This is a genomic window from Providencia sp. PROV267 (assembly GCF_028477825.1).
In the GTDB taxonomy this organism is placed as follows: domain Bacteria; phylum Pseudomonadota; class Gammaproteobacteria; order Enterobacterales; family Enterobacteriaceae; genus Providencia; species Providencia stuartii.
Genome location: NZ_JAMPLX010000011.1, coordinates 333,688 through 357,360 on the forward strand (window position 1 = coordinate 333,688; position 23,673 = coordinate 357,360).

The 23,673-nt window shown below is 39.1% G+C and carries 23 protein-coding genes and 2 pseudogenes; 11 read left to right on the forward strand and 14 right to left on the reverse strand.

The genetic code is table 11. The features are described from left to right. Nucleotides 1-111: 111 nt before the first annotated feature. The 3 genes from PR709_RS10225 to PR709_RS10235 all read left to right on the forward strand — a co-directional run bounded on the left by PR709_RS10225 (nt 112) and on the right by PR709_RS10235 (nt 2,739). Entirely contained in the window at nt 112-921 is an 810-nt protein-coding gene (locus PR709_RS10225) for a threonine/serine ThrE exporter family protein (RefSeq protein WP_042116536.1), read from the forward strand. Continuing rightward, on the forward strand, nt 918-1,382 hold the full coding sequence (locus PR709_RS10230) for a threonine/serine exporter (RefSeq protein WP_004919301.1): 465 nt from the start codon (nt 918-920) through the stop codon (nt 1,380-1,382). Before PR709_RS10225 ends, PR709_RS10230 begins: the two co-directional genes overlap by 4 nt. Before the next feature lie 298 nt (nt 1,383-1,680). Next, nucleotides 1,681-2,739 (forward strand): endonuclease, encoded by a 1,059-nt coding sequence (locus PR709_RS10235; RefSeq protein ID WP_004919302.1) that lies wholly within the window; start codon nt 1,681-1,683, stop codon nt 2,737-2,739. 88 nt (nt 2,740-2,827) lie between these two features. On the opposite strand, the gene PR709_RS10240 is transcribed toward PR709_RS10235, so the two are convergent. Next, nucleotides 2,828-3,373, reverse strand: coding sequence for a toxin-antitoxin system YwqK family antitoxin (locus PR709_RS10240; RefSeq protein ID WP_004919304.1), 546 nt, complete (start codon nt 3,371-3,373; stop codon nt 2,828-2,830). 508 nt (nt 3,374-3,881) lie between these two features. On the opposite strand from PR709_RS10240, the gene phoH reads away from it, so the two are divergent. Beyond that, nucleotides 3,882-4,667, forward strand: a complete 786-nt coding sequence (gene phoH, locus PR709_RS10245; RefSeq protein WP_004919306.1) for a phosphate starvation-inducible protein PhoH — start codon at nt 3,882-3,884, stop codon at nt 4,665-4,667. 62 nt (nt 4,668-4,729) lie between these two features. On the opposite strand, the gene zinT is transcribed toward phoH, so the two are convergent. The 6 genes from zinT to PR709_RS10275 all read right to left on the reverse strand — a co-directional run bounded on the left by zinT (nt 4,730) and on the right by PR709_RS10275 (nt 9,413). Continuing rightward, the gene (gene zinT, locus PR709_RS10250; protein ID WP_004919308.1) at nt 4,730-5,374 is read right to left on the reverse strand and encodes a metal-binding protein ZinT; all 645 of its coding nucleotides are present in this window, start codon (nt 5,372-5,374) and stop codon (nt 4,730-4,732) included. A gap of 173 nt (nt 5,375-5,547) precedes the next feature. Next, nucleotides 5,548-5,727, reverse strand: coding sequence for a hypothetical protein (locus PR709_RS10255; RefSeq protein WP_004919309.1), 180 nt, complete (start codon nt 5,725-5,727; stop codon nt 5,548-5,550). Between the two features lie 206 nt (nt 5,728-5,933). Then, entirely contained in the window at nt 5,934-6,773 is an 840-nt protein-coding gene (locus PR709_RS10260) for a siderophore-interacting protein (protein WP_004919311.1), read from the reverse strand. 166 nt (nt 6,774-6,939) lie between these two features. Continuing rightward, nucleotides 6,940-7,119 carry a DUF2474 domain-containing protein gene (locus tag PR709_RS10265; protein WP_036940052.1) on the reverse strand — a complete coding sequence of 60 codons (180 nt, stop codon included), beginning with the start codon at nt 7,117-7,119 and terminating at the stop codon, nt 6,940-6,942. Then, nucleotides 7,076-8,086 (reverse strand): cytochrome d ubiquinol oxidase subunit II, encoded by a 1,011-nt coding sequence (gene cydB / locus PR709_RS10270; RefSeq protein ID WP_004919319.1) that lies wholly within the window; start codon nt 8,084-8,086, stop codon nt 7,076-7,078. Before cydB ends, PR709_RS10265 begins: the two co-directional genes overlap by 44 nt. Next, on the reverse strand, nt 8,076-9,413 hold the full coding sequence (locus tag PR709_RS10275; RefSeq protein ID WP_004919322.1) for a cytochrome ubiquinol oxidase subunit I: 1,338 nt from the start codon (nt 9,411-9,413) through the stop codon (nt 8,076-8,078). Before PR709_RS10275 ends, cydB begins: the two co-directional genes overlap by 11 nt. Nucleotides 9,414-9,664: 251 nt before the next feature. Here PR709_RS10275 and PR709_RS10280 point away from each other — a divergent pair, with 251 nt between their 5' ends. Further along, nucleotides 9,665-11,089, forward strand: coding sequence for an aminotransferase-like domain-containing protein (locus PR709_RS10280; protein WP_004919324.1), 1,425 nt, complete (start codon nt 9,665-9,667; stop codon nt 11,087-11,089). Between the two features lie 90 nt (nt 11,090-11,179). After that, nucleotides 11,180-11,746 (forward strand): HutD/Ves family protein, encoded by a 567-nt coding sequence (locus PR709_RS10285; protein ID WP_004919326.1) that lies wholly within the window; start codon nt 11,180-11,182, stop codon nt 11,744-11,746. On the opposite strand, the gene PR709_RS10290 is transcribed toward PR709_RS10285, so the two are convergent. The 4 genes from PR709_RS10290 to PR709_RS10305 form a co-directional block, all read right to left on the reverse strand. Continuing rightward, entirely contained in the window at nt 11,743-12,354 is a 612-nt protein-coding gene (locus PR709_RS10290) for a LysE family translocator (RefSeq protein WP_272570882.1), read from the reverse strand. The genes PR709_RS10285 and PR709_RS10290 overlap by 4 nt on opposite strands. A gap of 384 nt (nt 12,355-12,738) precedes the next feature. After that, nucleotides 12,739-13,302 (reverse strand): lytic polysaccharide monooxygenase, encoded by a 564-nt coding sequence (locus tag PR709_RS10295; protein WP_050979655.1) that lies wholly within the window; start codon nt 13,300-13,302, stop codon nt 12,739-12,741. A 511-nt stretch (nt 13,303-13,813) separates the two neighbouring features. Beyond that, nucleotides 13,814-14,230, reverse strand: coding sequence for a structural protein (locus tag PR709_RS10300; RefSeq protein WP_004919332.1), 417 nt, complete (start codon nt 14,228-14,230; stop codon nt 13,814-13,816). Between the two features lie 269 nt (nt 14,231-14,499). Further along, a complete protein-coding gene (locus PR709_RS10305) occupies nt 14,500-15,057 on the reverse strand; it encodes a hypothetical protein (RefSeq protein WP_004919334.1) in 558 nt (185 codons plus the stop codon). 1,247 nt (nt 15,058-16,304) lie between these two features. Here PR709_RS10305 and dbpA point away from each other — a divergent pair. After that, the gene (gene dbpA / locus PR709_RS10310) at nt 16,305-17,678 is read left to right on the forward strand and encodes an ATP-dependent RNA helicase DbpA (RefSeq protein WP_004919337.1); all 1,374 of its coding nucleotides are present in this window, start codon (nt 16,305-16,307) and stop codon (nt 17,676-17,678) included. A gap of 68 nt (nt 17,679-17,746) precedes the next feature. Here the strand turns inward: dbpA and PR709_RS10315 are convergent, their stop codons facing one another. After that, nucleotides 17,747-19,396, reverse strand: coding sequence for an alpha-keto acid decarboxylase family protein (locus PR709_RS10315; protein WP_004919340.1), 1,650 nt, complete (start codon nt 19,394-19,396; stop codon nt 17,747-17,749). A 125-nt stretch (nt 19,397-19,521) separates the two neighbouring features. Here PR709_RS10315 and PR709_RS10320 point away from each other — a divergent pair, with 125 nt between their 5' ends. From PR709_RS10320 to PR709_RS10330, 3 genes and pseudogenes are all read left to right on the forward strand, one after another. Continuing rightward, nucleotides 19,522-20,409 carry a LysR family transcriptional regulator gene (locus PR709_RS10320; protein ID WP_004919341.1) on the forward strand — a complete coding sequence of 296 codons (888 nt, stop codon included), beginning with the start codon at nt 19,522-19,524 and terminating at the stop codon, nt 20,407-20,409. 88 nt (nt 20,410-20,497) lie between these two features. Further along, nucleotides 20,498-21,165: pseudogene (locus PR709_RS10325) on the forward strand (IS3 family transposase); the annotation flags it as partial. Between the two features lie 317 nt (nt 21,166-21,482). Beyond that, entirely contained in the window at nt 21,483-21,962 is a 480-nt protein-coding gene (locus PR709_RS10330; protein ID WP_014658261.1) for an Hcp family type VI secretion system effector, read from the forward strand. A 23-nt stretch (nt 21,963-21,985) separates the two neighbouring features. Here PR709_RS10330 and PR709_RS10335 read toward each other — a convergent pair whose 3' ends face one another. Together PR709_RS10335 and PR709_RS10340 are read right to left on the reverse strand one after the other, a co-directional pair. Next, on the reverse strand, nt 21,986-22,279 hold the full coding sequence (locus PR709_RS10335) for a DUF1240 domain-containing protein (RefSeq protein WP_071599664.1): 294 nt from the start codon (nt 22,277-22,279) through the stop codon (nt 21,986-21,988). A gap of 100 nt (nt 22,280-22,379) precedes the next feature. Then, nucleotides 22,380-23,261, reverse strand: coding sequence for a hypothetical protein (locus PR709_RS10340; protein ID WP_004919350.1), 882 nt, complete (start codon nt 23,259-23,261; stop codon nt 22,380-22,382). A gap of 149 nt (nt 23,262-23,410) precedes the next feature. Here PR709_RS10340 and PR709_RS10345 point away from each other — a divergent pair. Continuing rightward, nucleotides 23,411-23,557 (forward strand): annotated as a pseudogene (locus tag PR709_RS10345) (DDE-type integrase/transposase/recombinase); the annotation flags it as partial. Nucleotides 23,558-23,673: the final 116 nt, after the last annotated feature.

The window sequence follows — 23,673 nt, forward strand, 5'->3', positions numbered from 1 at the left end:
GCTTTAACCTGAAAGAGATCATAATTCAGGCTATTATTTCACTTTATGATGTTGCTAAAGGTTATCACGTTTAAATCGTTATCTAAATCATCGCAGTGGATTGGAGGAAAAATGAAAGGGGAGGCTATCGATGAGTTGCAAGGTATTCATGCGATTACCGAAACACAAAGGGAGATCACTCGATTATGTATACAGTGTGGCCTCTTATTATTACAACATGGTGCGGAGAGTATGCTGGTGGAGCAGCTTACCTGCCGCTTAGGGATTGCACTCGGGGCAGATCAAGTTGATAGTGCTATTTCCTCGAATTCATTAGTACTGACAACCATAATTGAAGGTCACTGTTTAACGTCGACGCGTCGTATTATTGACCGTGGTATTAATATGCATGTGGTGACAGAGGTACAGCATGCTGTCATTTTAGTTGAGCATCACCTTTTGGATCGCAAACAACTTGAGAAGAAATTGTCCTCAATAAAACCATTACGTTATCCACGCTGGATAATGGTGCTGATGGTTGCTCTATCTTGTGCCTGTTTTAGTAAATTAAATGGGGGAGGATGGGATGGCTCCTTAGTGACATTGATTGCGAGTGGTTGTGCAATGTATATTCGTCAGGTGCTGACTTCTCGGCAAATGAATCCTTTGATTAACTTTTGTATTACTGCTTTTGTGGCAACGTCTGTTTCCGGATTATTATTAAAATTGCCATTTTTTGCTCCGACAGCAAGTATTTCGATGGCAGCAAGTGTATTGCTACTCGTGCCGGGTTTTCCATTAATTAATGCGGTGGCCGATATGTTTAAAGGCCATGTTAATACAGGGTTAGCGCGGTGGATGATGGCGAGCTTACTGACGCTGGCGACATGTATTGGTGTTGTGATTGCAATGGCAATTTGGGGACTAAGGGAGTGGGCATGAGTTTTTTACTGGCACTTTTAGAGGATATGTTACTAGCGGCTATCCCTGCTGTTGGCTTTGCGATGGTATTTAATGTGCCGATCAAAGCATTGAAATATTGTGCTTTGTTAGGGGCTATTGGTCATGGCTCACGTATGACTATGATGACACTTGGCTTAAATATTGAATGGGCAAGTTTTATTGCCGCTATTCTTATTGGCGCGATTGGTATTCAATGGTCTCGAACATGGTTAGCACATCCTAAAGTTTTTACGGTTGCAGCAGTAATACCGATGTTTCCGGGGATCAGTGCTTATACCGCAATGATCTCCGTCGTCAAAATTTCTCATTTAGGTTATACCCCTGAGTTATTTGAAACTCTTGTGACCAACTTTTTACGAGCATCATTTATTGTTGGGGCCTTATCAATTGGTCTATCCCTTCCTGGTTTGTGGTTATATCGTAAACGCCCAAGTGTATAAAAAAACAAGAAACGCCTTCGGTAAATGTGATATTCAAGAAGGCGTTTTATTGACTTTATTTACTATGGCAACCTAGCCTTTATTCAAAATTAATCTGATATCTCTTTCAATAGCTTTTACTATAAGTTGTTAGATTGATTAATAAACAATTCCTGTTATTAATTAGAATTATTAACATAACTGAATTGCTCTAATATGGAGTAGTTGTGCAATTTTATCGTGGTAAGTCGGTTGTTTCTAATATTCATTAGCTGCAAAAAAGCTTATATTCGGTTGTGTGGTACTGGCATAAGAAAATATGCAGTATATTACAGGATGCACTAACGCATTTAAGTTAATTGTTTATTATCAAAACATCAGTGGTGTTATTTTGAATAAAATATTCGCTTCATTGTACCCAAAATGGGTACTGTCATTCTTTTTATTAATATTTACTTTCCCGCTTATCGCTGCGCCAGGACAGTTTGATGAAGCGAAATTATTAAGTAAAACTAAAGTATATCTGGATCAAAACAATCAAGGTGAGGGAACACTTTACTGTGGTTGTAAATGGGAGTGGGCCGGTAAAAGTGGTGGGGTAGTCGATTTAAACTCGTGTGGTTACCAAGTCCGTAAACAGCAAAATAGGGCAATGCGTATTGAGTGGGAACATATTGTTCCGGCATGGGTATTTGGTCATCAGAGACAATGTTGGCAGAACGGTGGACGTAAAAACTGTGTTTCAACAGATCCTATCTTTCGTAAGATGGAAGCCGATATGCATAACCTTGCACCATCAATTGGTGAAGTAAATGGTGACCGTAGTAATTTTAGCTATGCTCAACTTCCCTCTAATGCGCAATATCCTTATGGTCAATGTCGTAGCCGAGTTGATTTTAAGCAACGCGTTTTTGAACCTAGAGATGAAGTGAAGGGGCAAGTGGCTCGTGTCTATTTTTACATGCATGACCGTTATAACTTGTCGATGTCACGTCAACAGCAACAACTATTGATGGCATGGGATAGACAATATCCGCCGAGTCAGTGGGAAAAACAACGTGACGAACGCATTGCTGCAATCATGGGGCACCATAACCCCTTTGTCACGGGGGAAATGAAATGGGAGCTTGGGCATAAAAATAGTGCTCAAGGGATTAAGCAAGTTGATAAGTTATCGCCTGCACCTACAAAAGAGACACCAAAACCTCAAGCATCTGAAACCAGTACTCAAGTAAAAGGTAATCGTAACTCACATAAATACCATTTAGCACATTGCTCTGGTTTTAAAACAACATCCGATAAAAATGCAGTGATGTTCAGCGATGAGTTAGCCGCACAAGCCGCAGGCTATGAATTGGCAGGTAACTGTAAGCCTTAAAAGGTGTTTTTAAGGTAAAGTAAAAAAACACCCCAAAGTTGTACTACAACGTTTGGGGTGCTGTTCATCACTTTTGGGTTTTTTTATATTATTTTTCGCTGACAATTTTGCCATTAATAACGGCGGATTTTTGAACGAACTGCCCATTTTCATCAAATTCAGAGATAAAACCTTGTGGTTCACCATCTTTGAAAACACCGGAAGCATAAACGTTGTTGCTTGGGGTGTCGTGATAAACTTTAAATGGGCCTGTAAGTTTTCCGTCAGTAGCGGTCATTTCGATATCCTTACGACCATTTTCATGGTAAATCCGTACTAATCCATTCACTTTACAGTTTTTAACTGGCGTATACATTTTAACGTTACCATTCTCATAGAATGACTCAATGTAACGATCTAAACACCCCTTTTTAACCCAACTTCTGGTTTCCAATTGGCCATTATCGTAATGAAATTCATAAGCGCCTTCAGGTGTGCCTTCTGGCGTTTTAGTTGAAGGAAATTCAATACCTTTGAGTTCACGAAGTGCATCTAGATCAGATTTTGAAGATGTTGGTGTGAGTAGTTGACAACCAGAGATAAGTAGAGCAAAGGAGAAAAGTAAAGTTGGTTTTAATAAGTGTTTTTTTATCATGATGTCCCTATTGAGGTAAATATGAAAATTTCAGTTAGGCACTGGAAAATAATATTTTTCCTATACCTATCAATAAAATATAGTCATATTTAGTTAAATATCAGTCAGAATCTTCTTAAGCTATGATAAATACGGAATAATTGTAGGGAATAAATGTTAATTTATTGTTGCAAACAAAATATAGACAGGGGTATAGTCTGTTTATAAGGAATAAATGCAACATGATAAAAAGTCGGGTGTGTAATATTTTTACAGTTCGTCATAATAGTGTCATATAAATTCATTAGTTTACGGGTGTGATCCAGCAGGGAGGAACTAATGGGAACTAAGTCTTTGTTAATGCTTTTACAAGGCCGGTTACTACTCCATCATGAAATTGTCATGGTGAGATTAGTAACCGGTTTTTTTATTGCATGTTCAACCAACATGAGCTTGAAGGGAGCTCCTCTCTGTTCTGAATAGTCCGTCATTTGAATTGACTTTAACGATACCTGGAAGGGTTAATACTATGAGTAGACAGAAAGCTGCAACAAAGACGCGTCGTGAAATGAAACGGTCATTACGTAAAGAGCGCGCAGGTCGTTACGAAATGGCAAGTGTGGCCTCTTTTGCTGATTTTACGGGGATTGAACCTATTGGTATGGCGAAAGAGCGGCGTGATACATCGCCGATTACTCCACGCAATGATGCGCAAAAGCTCTATATTAATTCGATTAAACACAAGCAATTAATTTTTGCGAACGGTGAGGCGGGTTGTGGCAAAACCTATATTAGTACTGCACTGGCAGCAGATGCGTTAATTAATAAAGATATCAACAAAATCATCGTGACAAGGCCTGTTTTGCAGGCAGAAGAAGATCTCGGTTTTCTTCCGGGTGATATGGCTGAAAAATTTGCGCCATATTTCCGACCCGTTTATGACGTGTTAGTGAAAAGGCTTGGTAACTCCTTTTTGCAATACTGTTTACGGCCTGAAATTGCCAAAGTTGAAATTTCACCTTTTGCTTACATGCGTGGTCGCACATTTGAAAATGCGATTGTCATTCTGGATGAAGCTCAAAACGTTACTGTTAGTCAGATGAAAATGTTTTTAACGCGGTTAGGGGAAAATGTCACTGTTATAGTGAATGGTGATGTGACGCAATGTGATTTACCTGATGGCGTTATATCTGGTTTGGCAGATGCCTTACAACGTTTTAGCAGTGATGAAATGGTCTCAATGGTTAATTTCACGGTAGATGATTGTGTGCGTTCAACGCTTTGTCATCGAGCATTATTAGCTTATAGCCATTAAGTGATGTGATAGCCCCAGTTGTTAGCCAATAAAACTGGGGCTATTTGCAAATCTAATGATGATTAATGATGCAGCATTTCATGGACAATTTGTTCATCATTAAGCGAATAGGGGTAATAAGTTGGCCAATTATCCATTTGTTGTAATAGTTTTTCGTGGGATTCATTCCCCATATAGAGGTGAAAATGCCCTGAGGCCTGCGGTTCAATAATATGGTCACTAAATTGGATATATTTCGGTGCTTTTGAGTGTTTGTCTTGGCATTCGAATAAATAACGAACCCCTTTTTTACCGGAAGTATAATGGAGGATTTTAAAACCGGAATAGTGGTATTCACAACGGCTGATTTGACCATTCTGGGTAAATTCAATAATGTTATTCTCAATACTGATATTCTCAACGTCCGTTTGATAACCTTTTTTATAATAAGCGCGATACTCATCGACGGTTTTGTCTTTATTGTTTTTTGCTTTATGCTCCAATACGGGATCGAGTTTGCCAGTTATTAATAATGGGTAAATTGACTCCCAGATGCCATCCCAATCACTGAGCTTTCTATCTTTTACATCAACATCATTAAAAATACCTTTACTTGCTTGTATCGCTTTTTCGGATTGCGGGTGAGCATGACTATGAGCTTGTGTATTAAAGCTAACAAAAAGTGCACTGAGACTTAATGCAGCGGCAATAAGGGGTTGCTTATTCATTGAAGGTTCCTATAGTCCATAATAAATTAAGGTTATGTTATAACATAACATTTAATGAATGCAAAAATATTTTTGGGGTGAATAGGGGGGTGTGGGTAAGATTGAGCTATTGGAAACTAAAAACAGGCCACGTTAATGGCTGTTTTTAGGGAAAAGTACTCGAAGAGAGGGCTTTAATAGTTGGGTTTTCTAATCTGCTGCTCTTTATAAATCTCTTGGTTTTTCTTGATTGTATTTAATACGCTATCTTCATATGGATCATTTTTCGGTTGACTATCCTTGTGAGCAGAATTGGGGGAAGTGGCGCATCCAGACACGAGGACAGCAATAATAACTAATAACCCTAAACGCATACAAACCTCCTAAAATGAAAAGGACTAACATAATTCAAAATATCAATTTTTAAAAACCAGCTGGCTAATTAATATATTTAATTTATGGATAAATAGCCAGATAGCATACTTTGAAGTTTTTATTCAATGGATTGTTTATGTGGAATATTTACACAATAATAAAGTGATGGTGAGTGCCATCACTTTTCATCAGTAGAGATTAAATATTAATCATCAGGATTATCCATCACATGATGTCTTTCTTGATGATAACCTTCTTCATCGTAACCATAACGCCAATAAGGTATCGCATAAATACTTTCACGACTAACCCCTTTTTCGCGGCGAATAAAACGGCGTAAATCGCGAATAATTTGGTCTTCTCCGGCAATCCAAAATGACGTATCTTCGGTCGGGATATCCCAAGATTTGAACGTATTAATTAGCTCATTATTTTTACTAATATCACCACAAATCCATATTACCTCGATACCAGCAGGTTTAGTTAATTCGCGAATATCGCCTTGGTGATCTAAACGTAAAACGACTTTACCTGTCGCATTTGCAGGCATTTTTTCGAGTAATGCTGCAATCGCTGGTAATGAGCTTGAGTCTCCTGCCATGAAATAGTGTTGCGTATGAGGTAATAATGGATCAGGCCCTCCTGGATTGGTGATCCCCATCCAGTGACCTTGTTCCGCATCGCGAGCGAATAAATATGCTGGTCCTGAAGCGCCATCATGCATGGCAAATTCAACGTCTATTTCTTTAACCTCTGGGCGGATTGCTCGAACGGTATATGTACGCACAAAGGGGCGTGGCTTATCTTCTGGCCAGCGGCGCCCTTGTTCACTGAGTATTGGTAATGCAGGCTCGCTTTTTAAATCAGGGGCGAGAAAAATTTTGATATGACCACCTTCACATTGTGTTGGATAGTCACCCAGTCTTTCTCCCGTAAAGGTAATGCTGCGAATAGAAGGGCTGATATCTGTAATGGATTTGACCTGAACAAGCTGCGGTGGCGCCGGGCGGTAAATATTCTTTTCGACGGGTTTGTCACTAGCCACAGGCGGTCTCCTTTTAGTTATGATAATGATAAAATTATTATTTGGTAATTGTTATCATTATCATATCATGGTTTTATTGAATATAAATAACCGGAAACCAAACATTTTTATATCCAAAAAAATGCCACATTCGTCAGAAACGAGTGTGGCATTTGTGTGAGGGGGATTACTTGACTTTCATCCCCGCGGCAGTCATTAACAACCTAAATACGGAAGAGAATGCAAATAGCGCCAGTACACTTCCTAACCAAATAATCGCCATCCAACCTATCTTTTTCCACCAAGGTGATGAAATAGCCTGATCAGTGGTAACCTTGGTCTGGGGTAATTTTTCCTCTGAAGACATAGTAACTCCAATAGGTATAAACCAAAATAATAGGGATAATAAATAGAGCGCCAACAAGCATAAAACCTAAACTTTCCATTGGCCCAGCCGCATCACGGAAACTGATGGCGGGTGGAATGAGATTTGGCCAAATACTGATCCCTAACCCCGTAAAACCAAGGAAAATTAATAGCAACGCAGCTAAGAAAGGAATGCTATCCCATTTTTGTCGTTTGGCGCTTTTTAGCATGACCCAAACACACCACACGACTAATAATGGAACTGGCAGGAAGAAAAAGAGATTTGGTAAGCTAAACCAACGGCTATAAATAGCCTCATTGAGAACAGGTGTCCATGCACTGATGATAACAATCACAGCCAACATCACGAGTGTTAATGGTCGCAATAAACGGTACATGGTTTGGCGCAAATGACCTTCAGTTTTCATGATCAGCCAACCGCAGGCCAGTAGTGCATAAGCAACCACTAAACCAAAACCACAAAATAGTGGGAACGGTGAGAACCAATCGAAATAGCCGCCCATATACACACGGTTTTCAACATGGAAGCCTTGAATAAAGGCACCAACAACGACGCCTTGAACAAAAGTGGCGAAAATCGAACCCCAAATAAAGGCGTGATCCCAATGTTTACGATGCGACTCATCCGCTCTAAAGCGGAACTCAAATGCCACGCCTCGGAAAATCAAGGCTAACAACATAAAAGTTAGAGGAATCGATAAGGCATCAAGCACAATGGCATAAGCGAGCGGGAAAGCGCCAAATAGCCCCGCACCGCCTAATACTAGCCAAGTTTCGTTGCCATCCCAAACCGGGGCGACACTGTTCATCATCAAGTCGCGATCTTGGCTATCTTTAAGGGCTGGGTACAAGATACCGATTCCTAAATCGAAGCCATCCATCACGATATACATCAAAATACTAAAGACAATGATGACAAACCAAATGAGTGGTAAATCAATGCCCATGAGCTGTATCCTCCTGGATCCCTTTACGAATTAATTTCATCATGTACATATAGCCGATACCGAACACACTGCCGTAAACAGCAAAGAAAGCCAGTAGACTAATACTCATATGCATTTCACCATGCGCACTGACAGCGTCCGCAGTTCTTTGTAGCCCATAGACGACCCAAGGCTGACGACCTATTTCAGTGGTAAACCAACCAGCTAAGATAGCGATTAGCCCTGATGGCGCCATGACGAACATAAAACGCAAGAAAACTTTCGATTCATAAAGGTTTTTGCGATAACGCAGCCATAATCCCCAAACACCAGCCGCAATCATTAACAAACCTAGCCCTACCATGACACGGAATGACCAGAACACCATGAAGACATTTGGTCTATCTTCGGGTGGATAATCTTTCAACGCAGGAACTTGCTTATCAAGACTATGGGTCAAAATGATGCTCGCAAGATAGGGAATTTCGAGTGCGTATTCGGTTTTCTCTTTTTCCATATTAGGAATACCGAAAAGGATCAATGGGGTGGCTTCACCTGGTTTATTCTCCCAATGACCTTCCATAGCCGCGACTTTAACGGGTTGATGTTTTAGGGTATTTAACCCATGAGCATCGCCAATAAGGGCTTGCAGAGGCGCTAAAATTAAAATCAGCCATAATGACATGGAAAACATTTTCTTCATGGCAGAAGATTTATTGCCTTTAAGCAAGTGCCAAGCTGCTGAAGCACCAATGAAAAATGCGGCTGCAAGGAATGCCGCTGTGGTCATATGCAATAACCGATAAGGGAATGAAGGATTGAAAATAACGGCTAACCAATCAACGGGAACGATGCGGTTATCGATAATTTCAAACCCTTGCGGTGTTTGCATAAAGCTGTTTGATGCAAGGATCCAAAACGTTGAGATGATAGTACCGAGAGCAACCATGCAGGTTGCAAAGAAGTGCAATTTTTCACCAACACGGTTCATACCGAATAGCATGACACCAAGGAAGCCCGCCTCTAGGAAAAAAGCAGTGAGGACTTCATAAGTTAGCAATGGCCCTGTGATACCACCGGCAAAGTCGGAAAAAAAGCTCCAGTTAGTTCCGAACTGGTAAGCCATCACCAAGCCAGAAACAACCCCCATACCGAAATTGACCGCAAAGACTTTCGACCAAAAATGGAACAATTTTATATAATCACTATCCCGAGTTTTCAGCCACAAGCCTTCGAGTACCGCGAGGAAACTCGCCAGCCCGATGGTGATCGCTGGGAAAATAATATGGAACGAGACTGTAAACGCAAATTGTATACGAGCCAGTTCCAGCGCAGTTAGTCCAAACATATTGACCCCTGATTGGAATTGATAATGCGCACATCACAGTTTCGTTTTTCCGTTAGCAATGTTGGTGCTGTTCCGTAGCAAAAATAATCATTGAAACGACAGGCTTGTGAAAAAAACCACAAACCTAACGAAAAAGTTTTGTGCTTATAGTTAAAAAAAAGTCAGGTGAATGTATGGATAAGTAGAACATGAGACGATAAACTATAATAGTAACAATTTTTGAGTTATTAACTATAACAGTTGAGGCGGATATGACGCGATACGAACAACTGGCTGCACAAATACGCCAACAGATTGAAGATAATATCTGGCAAGTTGGCGATAGATTACCGTCACTTAGGGAAAGTGTAAAACAATCAGGTTTGAGTTTAATGACAGTTGTACAGGCTTACCAATTGCTCGAAAGCCAAGGTTGGATCGCTGCAAGGCCACAATCAGGGTACTATGTTGCTCGTCGAAATACGAATTTTGCGGCAGCAAAGGGAGGAAAAGGCCTGCATCTTAATGAAAATGTTGAGATCAACGCCTCTATTTTTGGTGTTTTGCAAGCTTGTAAAGATCCTGACATTATTCCATTTGGCTCAGCATTCCCTGAACCGGCACTGCTTGATGAACCGAAATTAGGGAAAACTCTCGCGTCAGTGGCTCGGCGTTTAGCGAGGTTTAATACGACAGCGAATTTACCGCCGGGTAACGAGCAATTACGCCGTAATATCGCTCAGCGCTATGCCAGCCAAGGGATCCATGTTGCCCCCGATGAAATTGTGATCACGGCTGGTGCGATGGAATCACTAGTATTAAGCCTACAATCGGTAACCCAACCGGGAGATTGGGTGGTTATCGAATCACCTGCCTTTTATGGTTCATTACAGGCTATTGAACGCCTAAAATTAAAAGCGATCGCCATTAAAACAGATCCGTTATTTGGGATTGATTTGGACGCATTGGAAGATATTGCCGCAAAATACCCCATAAAAGCCTGTTGGTTAATGACGCATTACCAGAACCCACTTGGGGGCACGATGCCGCCAGCAAATAAAAAACGGCTGGTGGAGATCTTGAATAAAAATCAAATTGTTTTGATTGAAGATGATGTGTATGGCGAATTGTACTTTGGTAATCAACAGCCGATCCCTGCCAAAGCTTTAGATACTAAGGGTAACTTTTTCCATTGTTCGTCATTTTCGAAATGTTTAGCACCGGGGTATCGGGTCGGTTGGGTGGCGGCAGGGCAACACGCGACAAAAATTCAGCATTTACAGATGATGAGTACTGTTTCTGCCAGCGTTCCAACACAGCTGGCGATCGCGGAGTACCTTACTCAGGGGGGATATGACAACCACTTGCGGAAACTACGTCAGACAATGGAGCAGCGGCAACACCAAATGTTAGGCGCAATCGCACAATATATGCCGCCTTCCGTTAAAGTGAATACGCCAAAAGGGGGCTATTTTTTATGGTTAGAATTCGAACCACCTTTTAATGCGGTACGTCTCTACCAATTAGCCCTTAAGGAAGGGATAAGCATTGCGCCTGGCAGTATGTTTTCAACCAGTGATCAGTTTAACCATGCGTTTAGACTTAATACTTCATTTACTTGGAATGAACAGTTAGAACAGGCGATGAAAACATTAGGGCGTTTATGTTATTCATTGATTACCGAGAAACGTGGTTAGTCACATTTTAAGTGTCGAAACATTGCCCTAAGTCACTAAGTTTGCCACTCTTAATTATCATAACGGATAATTGATTGCTCGGGGGAATGTATGAAAATTAAATGTTTTGATGCGGCAGAGTTACCCATTGAAGAATGGCAAGATAAGTGTGGGAACAGCGCTGAAGTTTTTTGTTGGCCTGTCGCATCTGACTTTTCGCTTCGAGTAAGCATTACACAAATCAATCAATCGAGTGTTTTAAAACAGCACGCTGAAAGTGAACAATTTTGTATTTCTTTGGATAATGGTCAGCTGTCTATTCGAGATCAACAAAAGACTAAGCATTCTATGGCAAAAATTGGTGACGCTTTTCATTCTGAGGGGGAACAATTGATTGAACTTGAATTAAGAGGCTCCCCAGTCCGTTTACTTAACGTATCGGTTAACCCTGAGCGTTGGCGAGTTAAAAGCCATGTGATTGCACAAGAACAACGTTTGCCAATAGGGCAGGCAGGGATAGTGTATGTCTTAGCTGGGGAATGGGATGTCTCTGGGGCGAACTGTAAAATTATGGCCGTTAATCAAGGGGGCTGGTGGCTACCTGACATTGGGGAAGGGCATATTACGCCTCGTGTGGCAGGTAGCAAATTAATTTGGGTTGATATTACGGCCTGTTAGCTATTGGCTAAGCCAATCGCCGCGAGTGACAACATGCCTCCAGCAACGCCTTCCGTTAGACGGCGACGCTTATCGCTGTAATTTCCTTTTTTATGTACGGTGGCAAATACCATACCAATCATGCCATAAATCACGATACATGAGGCAATAAAGGACGTTGATAAAATAATAGACTGAATAGCAACACTGTCCGAAGAGTGAATAAAATTAGGTAAAATGGCAAAGTAGACTAAGAGTTCTTTGGGGTTAAGAAAGCTAGTTAGAAAACCTTTCAGAATGACACCTTTAGATGACGCTGATTTTAGCGTTATCTGGCTTGGTTTCATGGCAGATAAGATCATTTTTATGGCTAAATATGCGACATAAGCGACACCGACCCATTTAATAGTATTAAATAAGCGTGGTGACGCAGCCACTATCGCAGCGAGACCTAAAGCGGCTAGGATAGCATGCATAATATAGCCCGAGATAATGCCAATATTAGCTTTCCATACAGCAGATACGCCTCCCGATAGCCCTTGCGAAGAGATAAAAAGAATATCAGGACCCGGTGTACAAATAAGAGGGATCACCGTCGCACTAAACAGAATAATTGATTGTAGCTCCATCTGTATGCCTCATAGATATCATTTGATTATTGTTGTTGAGTTTAGCAAGTTAGCTTGAGGGAAATTATAATGATTTCATTGTAATATTTGGTCATTTTATGGGTAATAATTGATTTTAAATTTAGCATTGAATATCAAAAATCGTTAAACCATTGGAAAATAATGCCAATCAAATAGATACGGGTAAGTTGGCTTGCTCAAACTTTATTAAGGAAGATGCAAGAGGGTTAAATTACTGGCTAAATCACAAGGCAAAAAAATACACTTAATATTTAATGAACTAAGTCATTAACTATTAAATGTATGATAGGTTAAAATATAAAAAGTACTTATTTTTTATTAATAGGTTATTTCATCAATTAGGGTAAGCTATTTTTAGCCAAACTATTTCATATTAGCATCGATTACTTGATAAAAAGCGTTGGCTGTATCCGCAATCGTCCAGACACCAAGAATAATTTGGTATCCTGTACGTTTTGGAATATTACACTCTATTCTTACGTTATTTTTGGGTACATTTCCTCTATCTTGTTGTTCACAAAACGGTTTTAAATCAAAATCATTACGTGTTAATGGTTTATTTGGATCCCAATTTTGTTTAGTGATAAAAAATTGCCATGATGTCGTTCTGTGTGATGCAGTTAATGTCCAAGAAAATACATTTTTACCACTAGATACATTCACTTTATGCCAACGACTGTTCGACTGTTCATTTAACTGAGAAAAATTGGCGTTACCTCCACTCGCGATTTGACCATCCTTTGGCCCCCTTTCTGGGAAACCTTTAGGGCCTTCAACCGATTGAGGCTCATATTGAACGGCACCACACATTTTATTTAAATTGCCACCCATGGATGAACAAAGAAAAGCGCGGCTTGGTGGATTATCGATATAACCATGGCGAAGTACGTTATTATCAGCTAATGCTGACATTGAAAGGAAAAGCATTGATATAGCAATAAATGTTGTTCTCATAGAAGTATCCTCATGTAAAAATTAACAACCATATTTAAATGATGTATAACCTATAAAGAATGAACTCTCTGTTGTTATTTTATTAAACTAATTCGGTTATCTAGATGCGTATATTTTTTATTATGTGTTTATCAAAAGCTAATGAAAAATATTGAAAATAGCCCAACTAAAAACATAAATGATCACTAGTAGATACTAAAATGTTGGCTATTGTTTTTTCTCTATTACCATCCCCTCTTTTTAGGAAGAGAGTAGTTAATATTTATCAAAGATAAATAAAAATATTAAACTGCATTATGAGGGAAAATAACTCTCACATACAGTTTGCTCAGTCAATATATGTATTGTTTTTGTCTATGGCCTCCTAAATTATACAGAATGGTGAAATTTTCATAAAACATACTGATGAGAAAGTGGCTTTAAATATGCCATATAGTCTTATTTCGTCAGCTTATTGATAAGTTAACCAATAGTGCCGATACCATCATAGCAAGTTCCACGCTCTTTCAAATGTTTCATTATCATAAGGTTGTGTTCCATTTTCATGCTTAATAATCGATTTAGCGAGTTTTATTAAAATTGATTTGTTTTCAAGATTAATAAATGTATTGGGGGATACATTTAGCGCTTTAGCAATATCATTAATATAATCGCTTGTTTGATTTTCATTGCTAGGTGCCCATCGACTAATTAATTGAGATACGGTTTGCAATGAGTATCTACGTTGATAGGTACGCAGTAACGCGAATAGTGCTCTGATACCATATTCTGAAGATTCAAATCGACAAAATCGTTTTTCAATAGATTTATCGTGTGGTAGTTGCCCCTTCCAATGATTGGCTTCATTGTATTCAATGTTACCGGGGTTATTGTTTCTGATGCCTCGAGAGATTTTAATCATGGATAAATTCTCCAATTCTAATGTTTAAATAAAAATGATACGAACATTTTTAATTAATCTATCAGTCCTAAGTAATAGGATTTATATTTATGTAATGATTTTAATTATATTAAAAAAGTGTTGGCGCAAATTATTAAAATTAAGTCATAAGACTCAATGAGCAGAAGAATACTGCTCATTGAGTAATACAAAGAGAAAATGAGATAAATTAAATTATAGATAAAATCATATTTACGATTAAATCAAATAAGTAAAATTGATTTTTATTACTATAAATAAATTACCGAATTATTATCTGATGTTGGCAGTGAATTACCATCATGATCAGCTGCACCTGTGTCAATATTAGGGGTTGCTGCGCTAGCAAGGCTAAATTCATTTCCTTCACTATTGGTTACCTTAAGAATATTAACATAGGCCATTGCAGTAACTTCCACATTAGGATATATGCCAGTTACATTCATATCAATATGAACCTTTCCGTTAATTTGTTGAGTAGTTGATAGCTCATCTAAGGTTGCGTGTATTTCTTGTCTATGAGTTTCGACACTAAAGTTAGCTGAAACCCACGCAAAGAAAGCAGTAAGACCTGCGCCAAATTTATATTCATTAAGCAGCTGTTGATACTTAGCCGACGATTCAAGGCTAATAATACTAAAATCCATGTCACCTTGTAATCGAACAACAGCGCCTTGGCCTGAGACAGTCGCAGAAATACCTCTCATCATTCCTTTCTTTTTTGAAACCTGCCAAGAACTCACATTACTATTGTTTGTCTTTACTGCTCCAATTGCAATATCGTTTATTTCGGAGAATGTTGTAGTCATTTTAATACCCTTAGTTTTAAATAAAGTGATGTTGTGGTGCTATTAAATAGATTAGTGGTTTATGCTATAAAACCACACACTATCTAATGGCAATAATACTATTTGATATATTGTATTGATAATGTGATCGATAACGGATTTTTGTGTTGTTATATTGTTTCTAATTGAGATAAATATTCAAATTATTGTTTTTTTTGAGTATTTAGATCAAAATACTTATAGTTAAGTATTTTTACTTGAAGGATTTATTTTCACTGTCAGCGATATTTGCGGATAGTCTTGTAATTTTTTGAAAAATAACTAATTTAGTTGAGTGTTCTACTTGTTGTTTTATCTGATAAAATATGGCTGTATCGTTTCTTAGCTTGATGTTTATAGAGCGAGGTAGCGTGCGATTTCGAGATATTATGCTTTTAAATATGGGAATGATGGCAGATGGTGTCAAAACCATGGCGAATGACTTTGCTAACGTCACTATATAGTTTTTTTAAAAAATTATAATTATTTGGTATTAATTTTGGTGATCCTTCTTTTAATTGAAGATTAATGGGAAGGTGTGTTTTATCATTATTTTATAAATAGAGGGTAATAATTTTTATCACTATTAATGCTAGCAAATGAGAGACTTGTTTCTCCTGAACAAGATTCAGATACCGTATTGAGTATTTGGGGAGCCTCAAACCTTAGGGGAATTGCTGTATTTATCATGCTTAGTCATTATTGTGGGTTTTTCAATTGAAAGCTTGCTTACCAATAGGTGCTTTTTGATTACGTCAAAGAGAACAAATCAAATCAATTGTATGATATAAAAATATCGCCATGTACCATTAATAATCTCAAACATAAAGCACCATTATTTTAATATCGAAATGACTACTTCGATTTATAGCGATAAAGGTAGATAGCCACAATATTACTCATAATATGCTTCAATGAATATTTCCTGAAATTTATACTAGGTCATTTTAGTGTTAACAATGACTAAAATCATAGCGTATCATTTAACAGCAAACATAAAAATGATAGTCGACGATTCGGCTTACTCTCCGTAAAACTTAAGATAGGCGCTTAGTCGCAAAATAGAACTACGAATGAAACCAGTGCGATCTTCTTCTTGATGGATAGATTATGTCCATGTTGCGAACTTGGCTGGCAGTGATTGATGTAAATTCCTCACGACACGTCAGAGAAGGGATAGTATCATGACCAGCCATTAGCTTTTTTACATTTTATTCGGAATTTTCATTGTGACCTCATTTGCTGAACTTAACACGCTACCTGAAGAACAACTTGCTAACCTTACTGAGCTAGGTTACGTAACAATGACGCCAATTCAAGAGGCTGCGTTACCAGCGATCCTTGCAGGCAAAGACGTCCGTGCTCAGGCAAAAACGGGAAGTGGTAAAACCGCTGCTTTTGGACTGGGTCTGTTACAACACATCGATGCGAAACAGTTCAGTACACAATCACTGGTATTGTGCCCGACTCGAGAATTAGCAGATCAAGTCGCGAGCGAACTGCGCCGCTTAGCACGTTATATGGCAAATATTAAGATCTTAACACTTTGTGGTGGTGTGCCATTTAGTGTGCAACGAGATTCCTTAATCCACGCGGCTCATATCATTGTTGCCACGCCGGGGCGACTTCTTGACCACTTGAACAAAGAAACCGTAAAACTGGATACATTACAAACATTGGTATTAGATGAAGCAGATCGCATGCTGGATATGGGATTTGCTGATGATATTGATGAAGTGATCAGCTATGCGCCCATTAGCCGTCAAACACTATTATTTTCAGCTACGTGGCCAGAAACAATTACAGCAATGAGCCAGCGTATCCAACGTAATGCAATAACGATTGAAATCAATTCAGTTGATGAATTACCTGCTATTGAACAACGGTTTTATGAAGTCGCTCGTCATGAAAAAATAGATTTATTACAAAAACTGTTAAGCCAACAGCAACCCGCATCTTGTGTGGTATTTTGTAACACAAAAAAAGATTGCCAAGCGGTGTATGATGCACTAAATGAGTGCCATCAAAGTGTTTTAGTATTGCATGGTGATATGGAACAACGTGAGCGAGATCAAACGCTTGTTCGTTTTGCTAATGGCAGTAGTCGTGTATTAGTTGCAACCGATGTGGCGGCTCGTGGGTTGGATATCAAATCATTGGACATGGTAATTAACTATGAATTGTCATGGGATCCAGAGGTGCATGTTCATCGCATTGGTCGTACAGCGCGTGCAGGTGAAAGTGGGTTAGCGATTAGCCTTTGTGCTCCTGAAGAAGCTCAACGCGCTAATGTGTTAGAAGAAATGTTAAATATAAAGCTTAACTGGAAGTCAGTACCAACCGGCTTAACTATCACACCACTTGAAGCTTCAATGGTAACACTGTGTATTGATGGTGGTAAAAAAGCGAAGATGCGACCTGGCGATATTCTTGGGGCGTTAACAGGAGATATTGGCTTGGCAGGGGATGATATTGGTAAAATTACTATTCATCCAATGCATGCATATGTCGCAATCAAACAGTCTGCTGCACGCCATGCTTGGAAACAATTGCAGCAAGGAAAAATTAAAGGTAAATCCGTTAAAGTAAGATTGTTAAAATAAAACTAGCAATATAGGCAACCATTAGCCGTGTGGTTTGTATGACATGGCTAATGGTAGGTAATCATTACTTAAAATGAATACAGAGATTCAATGGATTGACCGAGTTTTTCTGCCAGCTCAGAAGATGCATACCTATCCATCACAACCTCAATATATGCCGCACGATTTTGCGATTCAGCCATATTAATTGCGGCATCTAACTCATCGCAACGGGTGACCTTTTGGCAATACCAATCTTGGCAACCAAGTGCAGCAGGTAATTGGGCATAGTGCCATTGCGGTAAGTCATTATAGTAGGCTTCAGGATCTTTACAGAGTAAGCGTTCAATAAGATAACCATCATTATTAAGGACAAAAATAATGGGTTTTAAGCCAAAGCGAGCGAATTGGCTAATCTCTTGGGCGGTTAACTGATGAGAACCTTCACCAGTAATTAAGATAATACGGCGATTAGGTTCAGCTATTGCAGCACCAAAAGCCGCAGGTGTTGCCCAACCAATAGAGCCCCAGAGTGTTTGGTTATGGAATTGTGCATTTTGTGGAAGCAGAGCAAAACCTAATCCCATCGATGCTGTACCTGTTTCCGCGATAATAATATCGTCTTTTTTGAACATCTGCTCAAGTCGCGGATAAAGATAGTTTGCAGTAATTTGCCCATTTTCCCCCTGAACTGGCGTACCGAGACCTTGAGCTTTTATCCCTTGGTGATGCAATGAAGGAGCAAGCTCTTTGAGCTTAACCAGTACATCTTGCATATAGACTTGAGGATAGATAGCAGAGCCCACTTTCACATGGTCGGCAAGGATATTAATTCGATTCTCAGGGAGAATAGTAGCGGTAAAGCTACCAGAGTTAAAATCGGTAAGGACAGCTCCAATTCCCAGCACGCAATCACAACTTTCGACAAATTCACCTACTTGTGTATTCATTAATTTGCCGTTATAGATCCCCATATAAGTTGGATTGGATTCACTGACAATGCTTTTATCCATAAACATGGTGGCGTAAGGTAACCCAGTCTTATCAATAATTGCTTGCACTTCATTAGCATAGCCTAATCGAGCACTTAAAATACCAGGAATTATGCAGGCTTTTTGGCTTGAATTTAGCTTTTCTAAAATAGCCGTAACGGCGGCTGATAGTGACTCATTATTACTTTTATGAATAATAGGGGTATCAGTATTTTTATCTGTAACGACTGGCATGACCGCATAATCTGCGGGTAAACCAATATAAACAGGACGGCGTTCACGTAGGGCCGTTATAATTAAGCGTTCGGTTTCGGCAATACAGTTTTCAGGGGTTAAAATTGCGTGAGCGCAGCTTAGGTGTTGACTCATTTGATAAAAAACATCGAAATCACCATTGCCGAGCGTATGGTGAACGAGTTTATGGTTTTTTTGTACACCACTGGCAGGCATACCAACTAAATGAAAGATAGGAAGATGTTCTGCATAGGAGCCTGCAATGCCGTTGAGTGCGCTTAATTCTCCTACACCAAATGTGGTTGAAAGTGCAGCGGCACCTTTAATACGAGCATATCCATCAGCTGCATATGAGGCATTGAGTTCATTACAATTACCAATCCAACGCATATTGTTACTTTCACAGACCGCATCTTCTATGGGGAATGCGTAATCACCTGCGACGCCAAAAATATCATTGATGCCGATCTCATTTAAGCGTGCTAAAACATGTTCGATGACGGTTTTATTCATTATATTATCTCCTAATGATCACGTTAGCCGATAATTCTGCTTTTTATTAGTACTAACGTAGATCTTTCTTTAGTGGAAATTATTTATAATTATTCCATCTATAACAAAAAGTCATAGGAGCAGACATGGATATACGTTCATTGCGTTATTTTGTTGAAGTGGTACAGCTAAATGGGTTTAGCCGAGCAGCAGAACGTTTATTTGTGACCCAACCTGCGATTAGCCGTAGCATTCAAAAGTTAGAGCAAGAGCTTGGTTATACATTATTAGTGAGAGAAAACGATGGAGTGAGACTGACGGATGAAGGCGAAATTTTATTGAGTCATGCAAAACAAATACTCAAACAATTTAATAGCATGAATAAGGCGTTAAAAGAGAAAGAAGGGCCTCTGTCCGGTATTTTGAATGTAGGATTACCACCTGTCATCGCGTCAACTTATTTTGCGGATATCATCATGGCATTTAGTCGACGTTACCCACAGGTGGAATTAAAAATTTTGGAGCTAGGCACGCATAAGATGATGGAGGCGATGTTAAACGGCGAGGTGGAGACCGCGGCAGTGATGCTGCCTTTCGACAATGAATTGTTTGACTTACACGTTTTTTCGTCAGATCGATTGATGCTGTTAGTGAGTGAACAGCATCCGCTAGCTATGCGTAACTCGGTGAAGTTTGCAGAGCTTATTGATGAGCCGTTTATTTTCTTCTCTGAGGACTTTCGCATAAATGAGTTAGTCATGAGCGCTTGTGGGATCTATGGAAAAAAACCGGTTATTGCTGGGCGCAGTAGCCATTTAGATCTTGTAACAGCGATGGTAAGGGCAGGGGTTGGTGTAACATTATTACCAGATAGTATGTGGAATAAAACACGTGCAGATGGTTTGTCAATTATTCCTGTAATAGAGCCTGTACTCTCTTATGAAGTCGCTTTAGCAACATTGAAAAATAGTCATCAAAGCCGCAGGGCAAAAGCTTGGAATGCGCTGGCAAAAGAAATGTTAAACATCCAATAATGAGGCATTGATGGCAAAAATGTTTTTTATAGAAAGAAAAATGATTGTATAGCCACTTTCTCTTAAGGATAAGGAACAAGAAGACTTATTCGGGTTTAAAAAGCTATTTCAGGTTTTGCGCAGGCAGGGCAATGAGTGGGATCATATGCGGGTTCACCGGATCTATTGTCCGTTGAAGCTGAGCTTTCGCCGTAAAGGCAAACAACATCTGCCTGTGCGTAATCCAGCACCACTGGCAACGCCGGAGGCACTGAATCAGAGCTGGTCGGTTGATTTTATGCATGATGCGCTGATCTGCGGCAGGCGTTTCCGGACGTTCAATACCGTGGATGATTTTAATCGTGAAGCCCTGGCGATAGAAATTGCTCTGGATATCCCGGCACAACGCGTTGTCCGGGTATTGGACAGAATAGTTGCAACACGCGGATATCCGGTAAAAATGTGGATGGATAATGGTCCGGAGCTTATATCATTGACACTGGCGCACTGGGCGGAAGAGCATGGTGTGATACTGAAATTTATTAAACCGGGTAAACCGACTCAGAATGCTTTTATCGAGCGTTTTAACCGGACATACCGGACTGAAATACTGGATTTTATCTGTTTCGGACACTGAATGAAGTACGGGAAATCACGGAACGCTGGCTGAGGGAATATAACCGAGAGCGACCACATGAATCCCTGAATGATCTGACACCGGAAGAATACTGGTTATTAGCTGAAAATAACGAAATCTCAAAAAGTGTGTGGAACTGAAACGGGTGTACTTACATACCTGCCGCTCGGTCAAATTGAGTTGAGATACAGCGTCACGCTGCCGTAATCGTTTTTCACTAATAGCCTGAATAACATTGATCCGACTTAATTCTTTATCCGACATAGTTACCAACATTTTGAATGTACTTATCGTGGCAAAAGGTTTTATCCTTTATGCCGCAAAAAGTGACATTTCTAAATTGCTAAAAAGTGACATTACTAAATTGGTGCTACACCAAAAACTGGGATAAGATAATACTCTTAACTTAAATTGATGTGGTTGTTATGCATCTCAATTATCATTAAAAGGGAGTGTTATGGCATATCCGATATATTTAATGTTGAAAGGTAAAAATCAAGGTTTGATTTCGGCGGGATGTTCATCTCAGGATTCAATTGGTAATCGTTACCAAATTGGTCATGAAGATGAAATTCAAGTTATTGGGGTTCACTATGGTTCTTTTCGTGAACAGAATGCCTCATATAAACCCATTGTGTTCACTAAACCTATTGATAAATCTTCTCCCTTGCTGTCTGTTGCGCTTGATAATAATGAAGTTCTAGAGGCTAGTTTTATTTTTTATCGAACGAGTCAAAGCGGACAACTTGAAAAATATTATGAAGTCAAGCTAACAGGGGTTTCATTGATTGAAATCTCTGACATATTTCCTGATTCAATAAAAGATAATGAATCAATGCCTTTTCAGCGGATTCAGATGAAATATGAATCTATATCTAGAAGTCATTTAATGGCAAATACATCAAGCTACAGTATTAATAGTGAGATGGTTAAGTAGTTTTTAGCATCAAAAGATATGTACTACTTACACATATCTTTTGATATAACGTATTCATTTGGTGAGAAAATAGATGATTTGTAGCATGTGTAGTAGCCTTTTGAGGTTAAATCAATACTGACATAGGTCGAAAAGAAAAAGCTAAACACCATGCCTATTATAAAGATAACAGCGAAAAATCCAGCTATCCTATTATTCATTTTTTGTAGTTCTTTTTTATATCCCAATATAAAACTATAATATGAAAAATATAGTATCAAAGGAGCTGAAAAACACAGGAACCCTGTTTGAAATGAGAATAGAATTCTAGGCTTCATTTGAAAGTAATCAATATAATATGTTGTTGATAGATAGATCCCGAAGATTGCTAAAAGTAAAAGCGCTATAGATGATAAGATTAACTTTGTGGGCTCTAATTTAACCACGACTAAATCTCCCCCACAGAGTAAAAAATTGGTCTGGATGGTAAGGTGTTTCTGGTTTTCTTGCTCTGTGAGTTTTTAAGCCTTTAATGATAGTTGCACTAATTTGGAATTCATCATCTAACCAGTACAATAGTACCCCTACGGATACACCTACAGCAAACACCCCTAAAGCTACAAGTATGACACTTGTTCCAGTCATTAAAGCAGCAGTAGTTAAACCTCCAGTTATGGCTGTCGTTATTTGAGTGCTGATAGCTAGCTTTGCCATGTCCATGGTTATATTCACAAAAAAATCAACCAAGGTATATTCATTCTTGAATATTAATTCAACAGTTCTATAAGCCGCTGAGAAAACTATCGCAAAGCGAGCTGCGCCTACAGAAATATTATTCATGCCTTGAGTGCCTACTCCCATGTATAAAATACGAGGGTTGTTGACTAAATAACGAGTTCCATTTAAGTATGCTCTTATTCCAGCATGGCCTGATAGGCGAATATAAACATTACCGTTTGGTCCTGTATATTGAGTTGCTCTGATATTGAGATTCCCAAACTCGTTAACAATTCTGTCTATTCTGTAGGCTTCATAAATATTTCCTGAAAATGAAGATATTATATCTCCAATGCCAAATAGTGTTTCTTTCGGATCTTTGAAAGGGGTTGGAGTCGATAGATTCTTTAAAAGATAATCAGCTTCTTCAATGGTGATAACTGCTGCGACATTATCATCATCTTTTTCATCATTAAGAATGGATTTAATTTTTAGTAAGCTAGTTTTATAGTAAAGTTCATCATAATTAGGTGCTTCTTCGAAACTAAATTTTGCGTCCGCATCAATGAGCGTTTTTGATATAGGGTCGTATTTATACGCCATATGGTTCTTCCTTTAATTTAGGTTATGGGGAGAAGTATAGCATTAATGACGCTGTTTATTCGACAATAAAACCCCTAAAACCCCTAAAACCCCTAAAACCCCTAAAACCCCAATGTGGTACTAATCAAAACGGAGCGAAGCGACAGAACCAACAAGATCATCGTAATATTAAACGACGGATACGCCCGATGCTCGGCTTTAAATCTTTTCGTCAGGCACAGACACGACTCACTGGCATTGAAATCGTCTCGATGTTACGTAAACAGCCCTCTAAGAACGCTTCGAGGGGAGGCTAACTCAACCGTTAAAACTAATTTTCAATCAAACGGTTATGGTTATCGCCATGCCGTCATTGGCGAACTGTGTGATAAAGTGCCTAATATCGAAAAGTGGGAGCAAGCACGATTTGGAT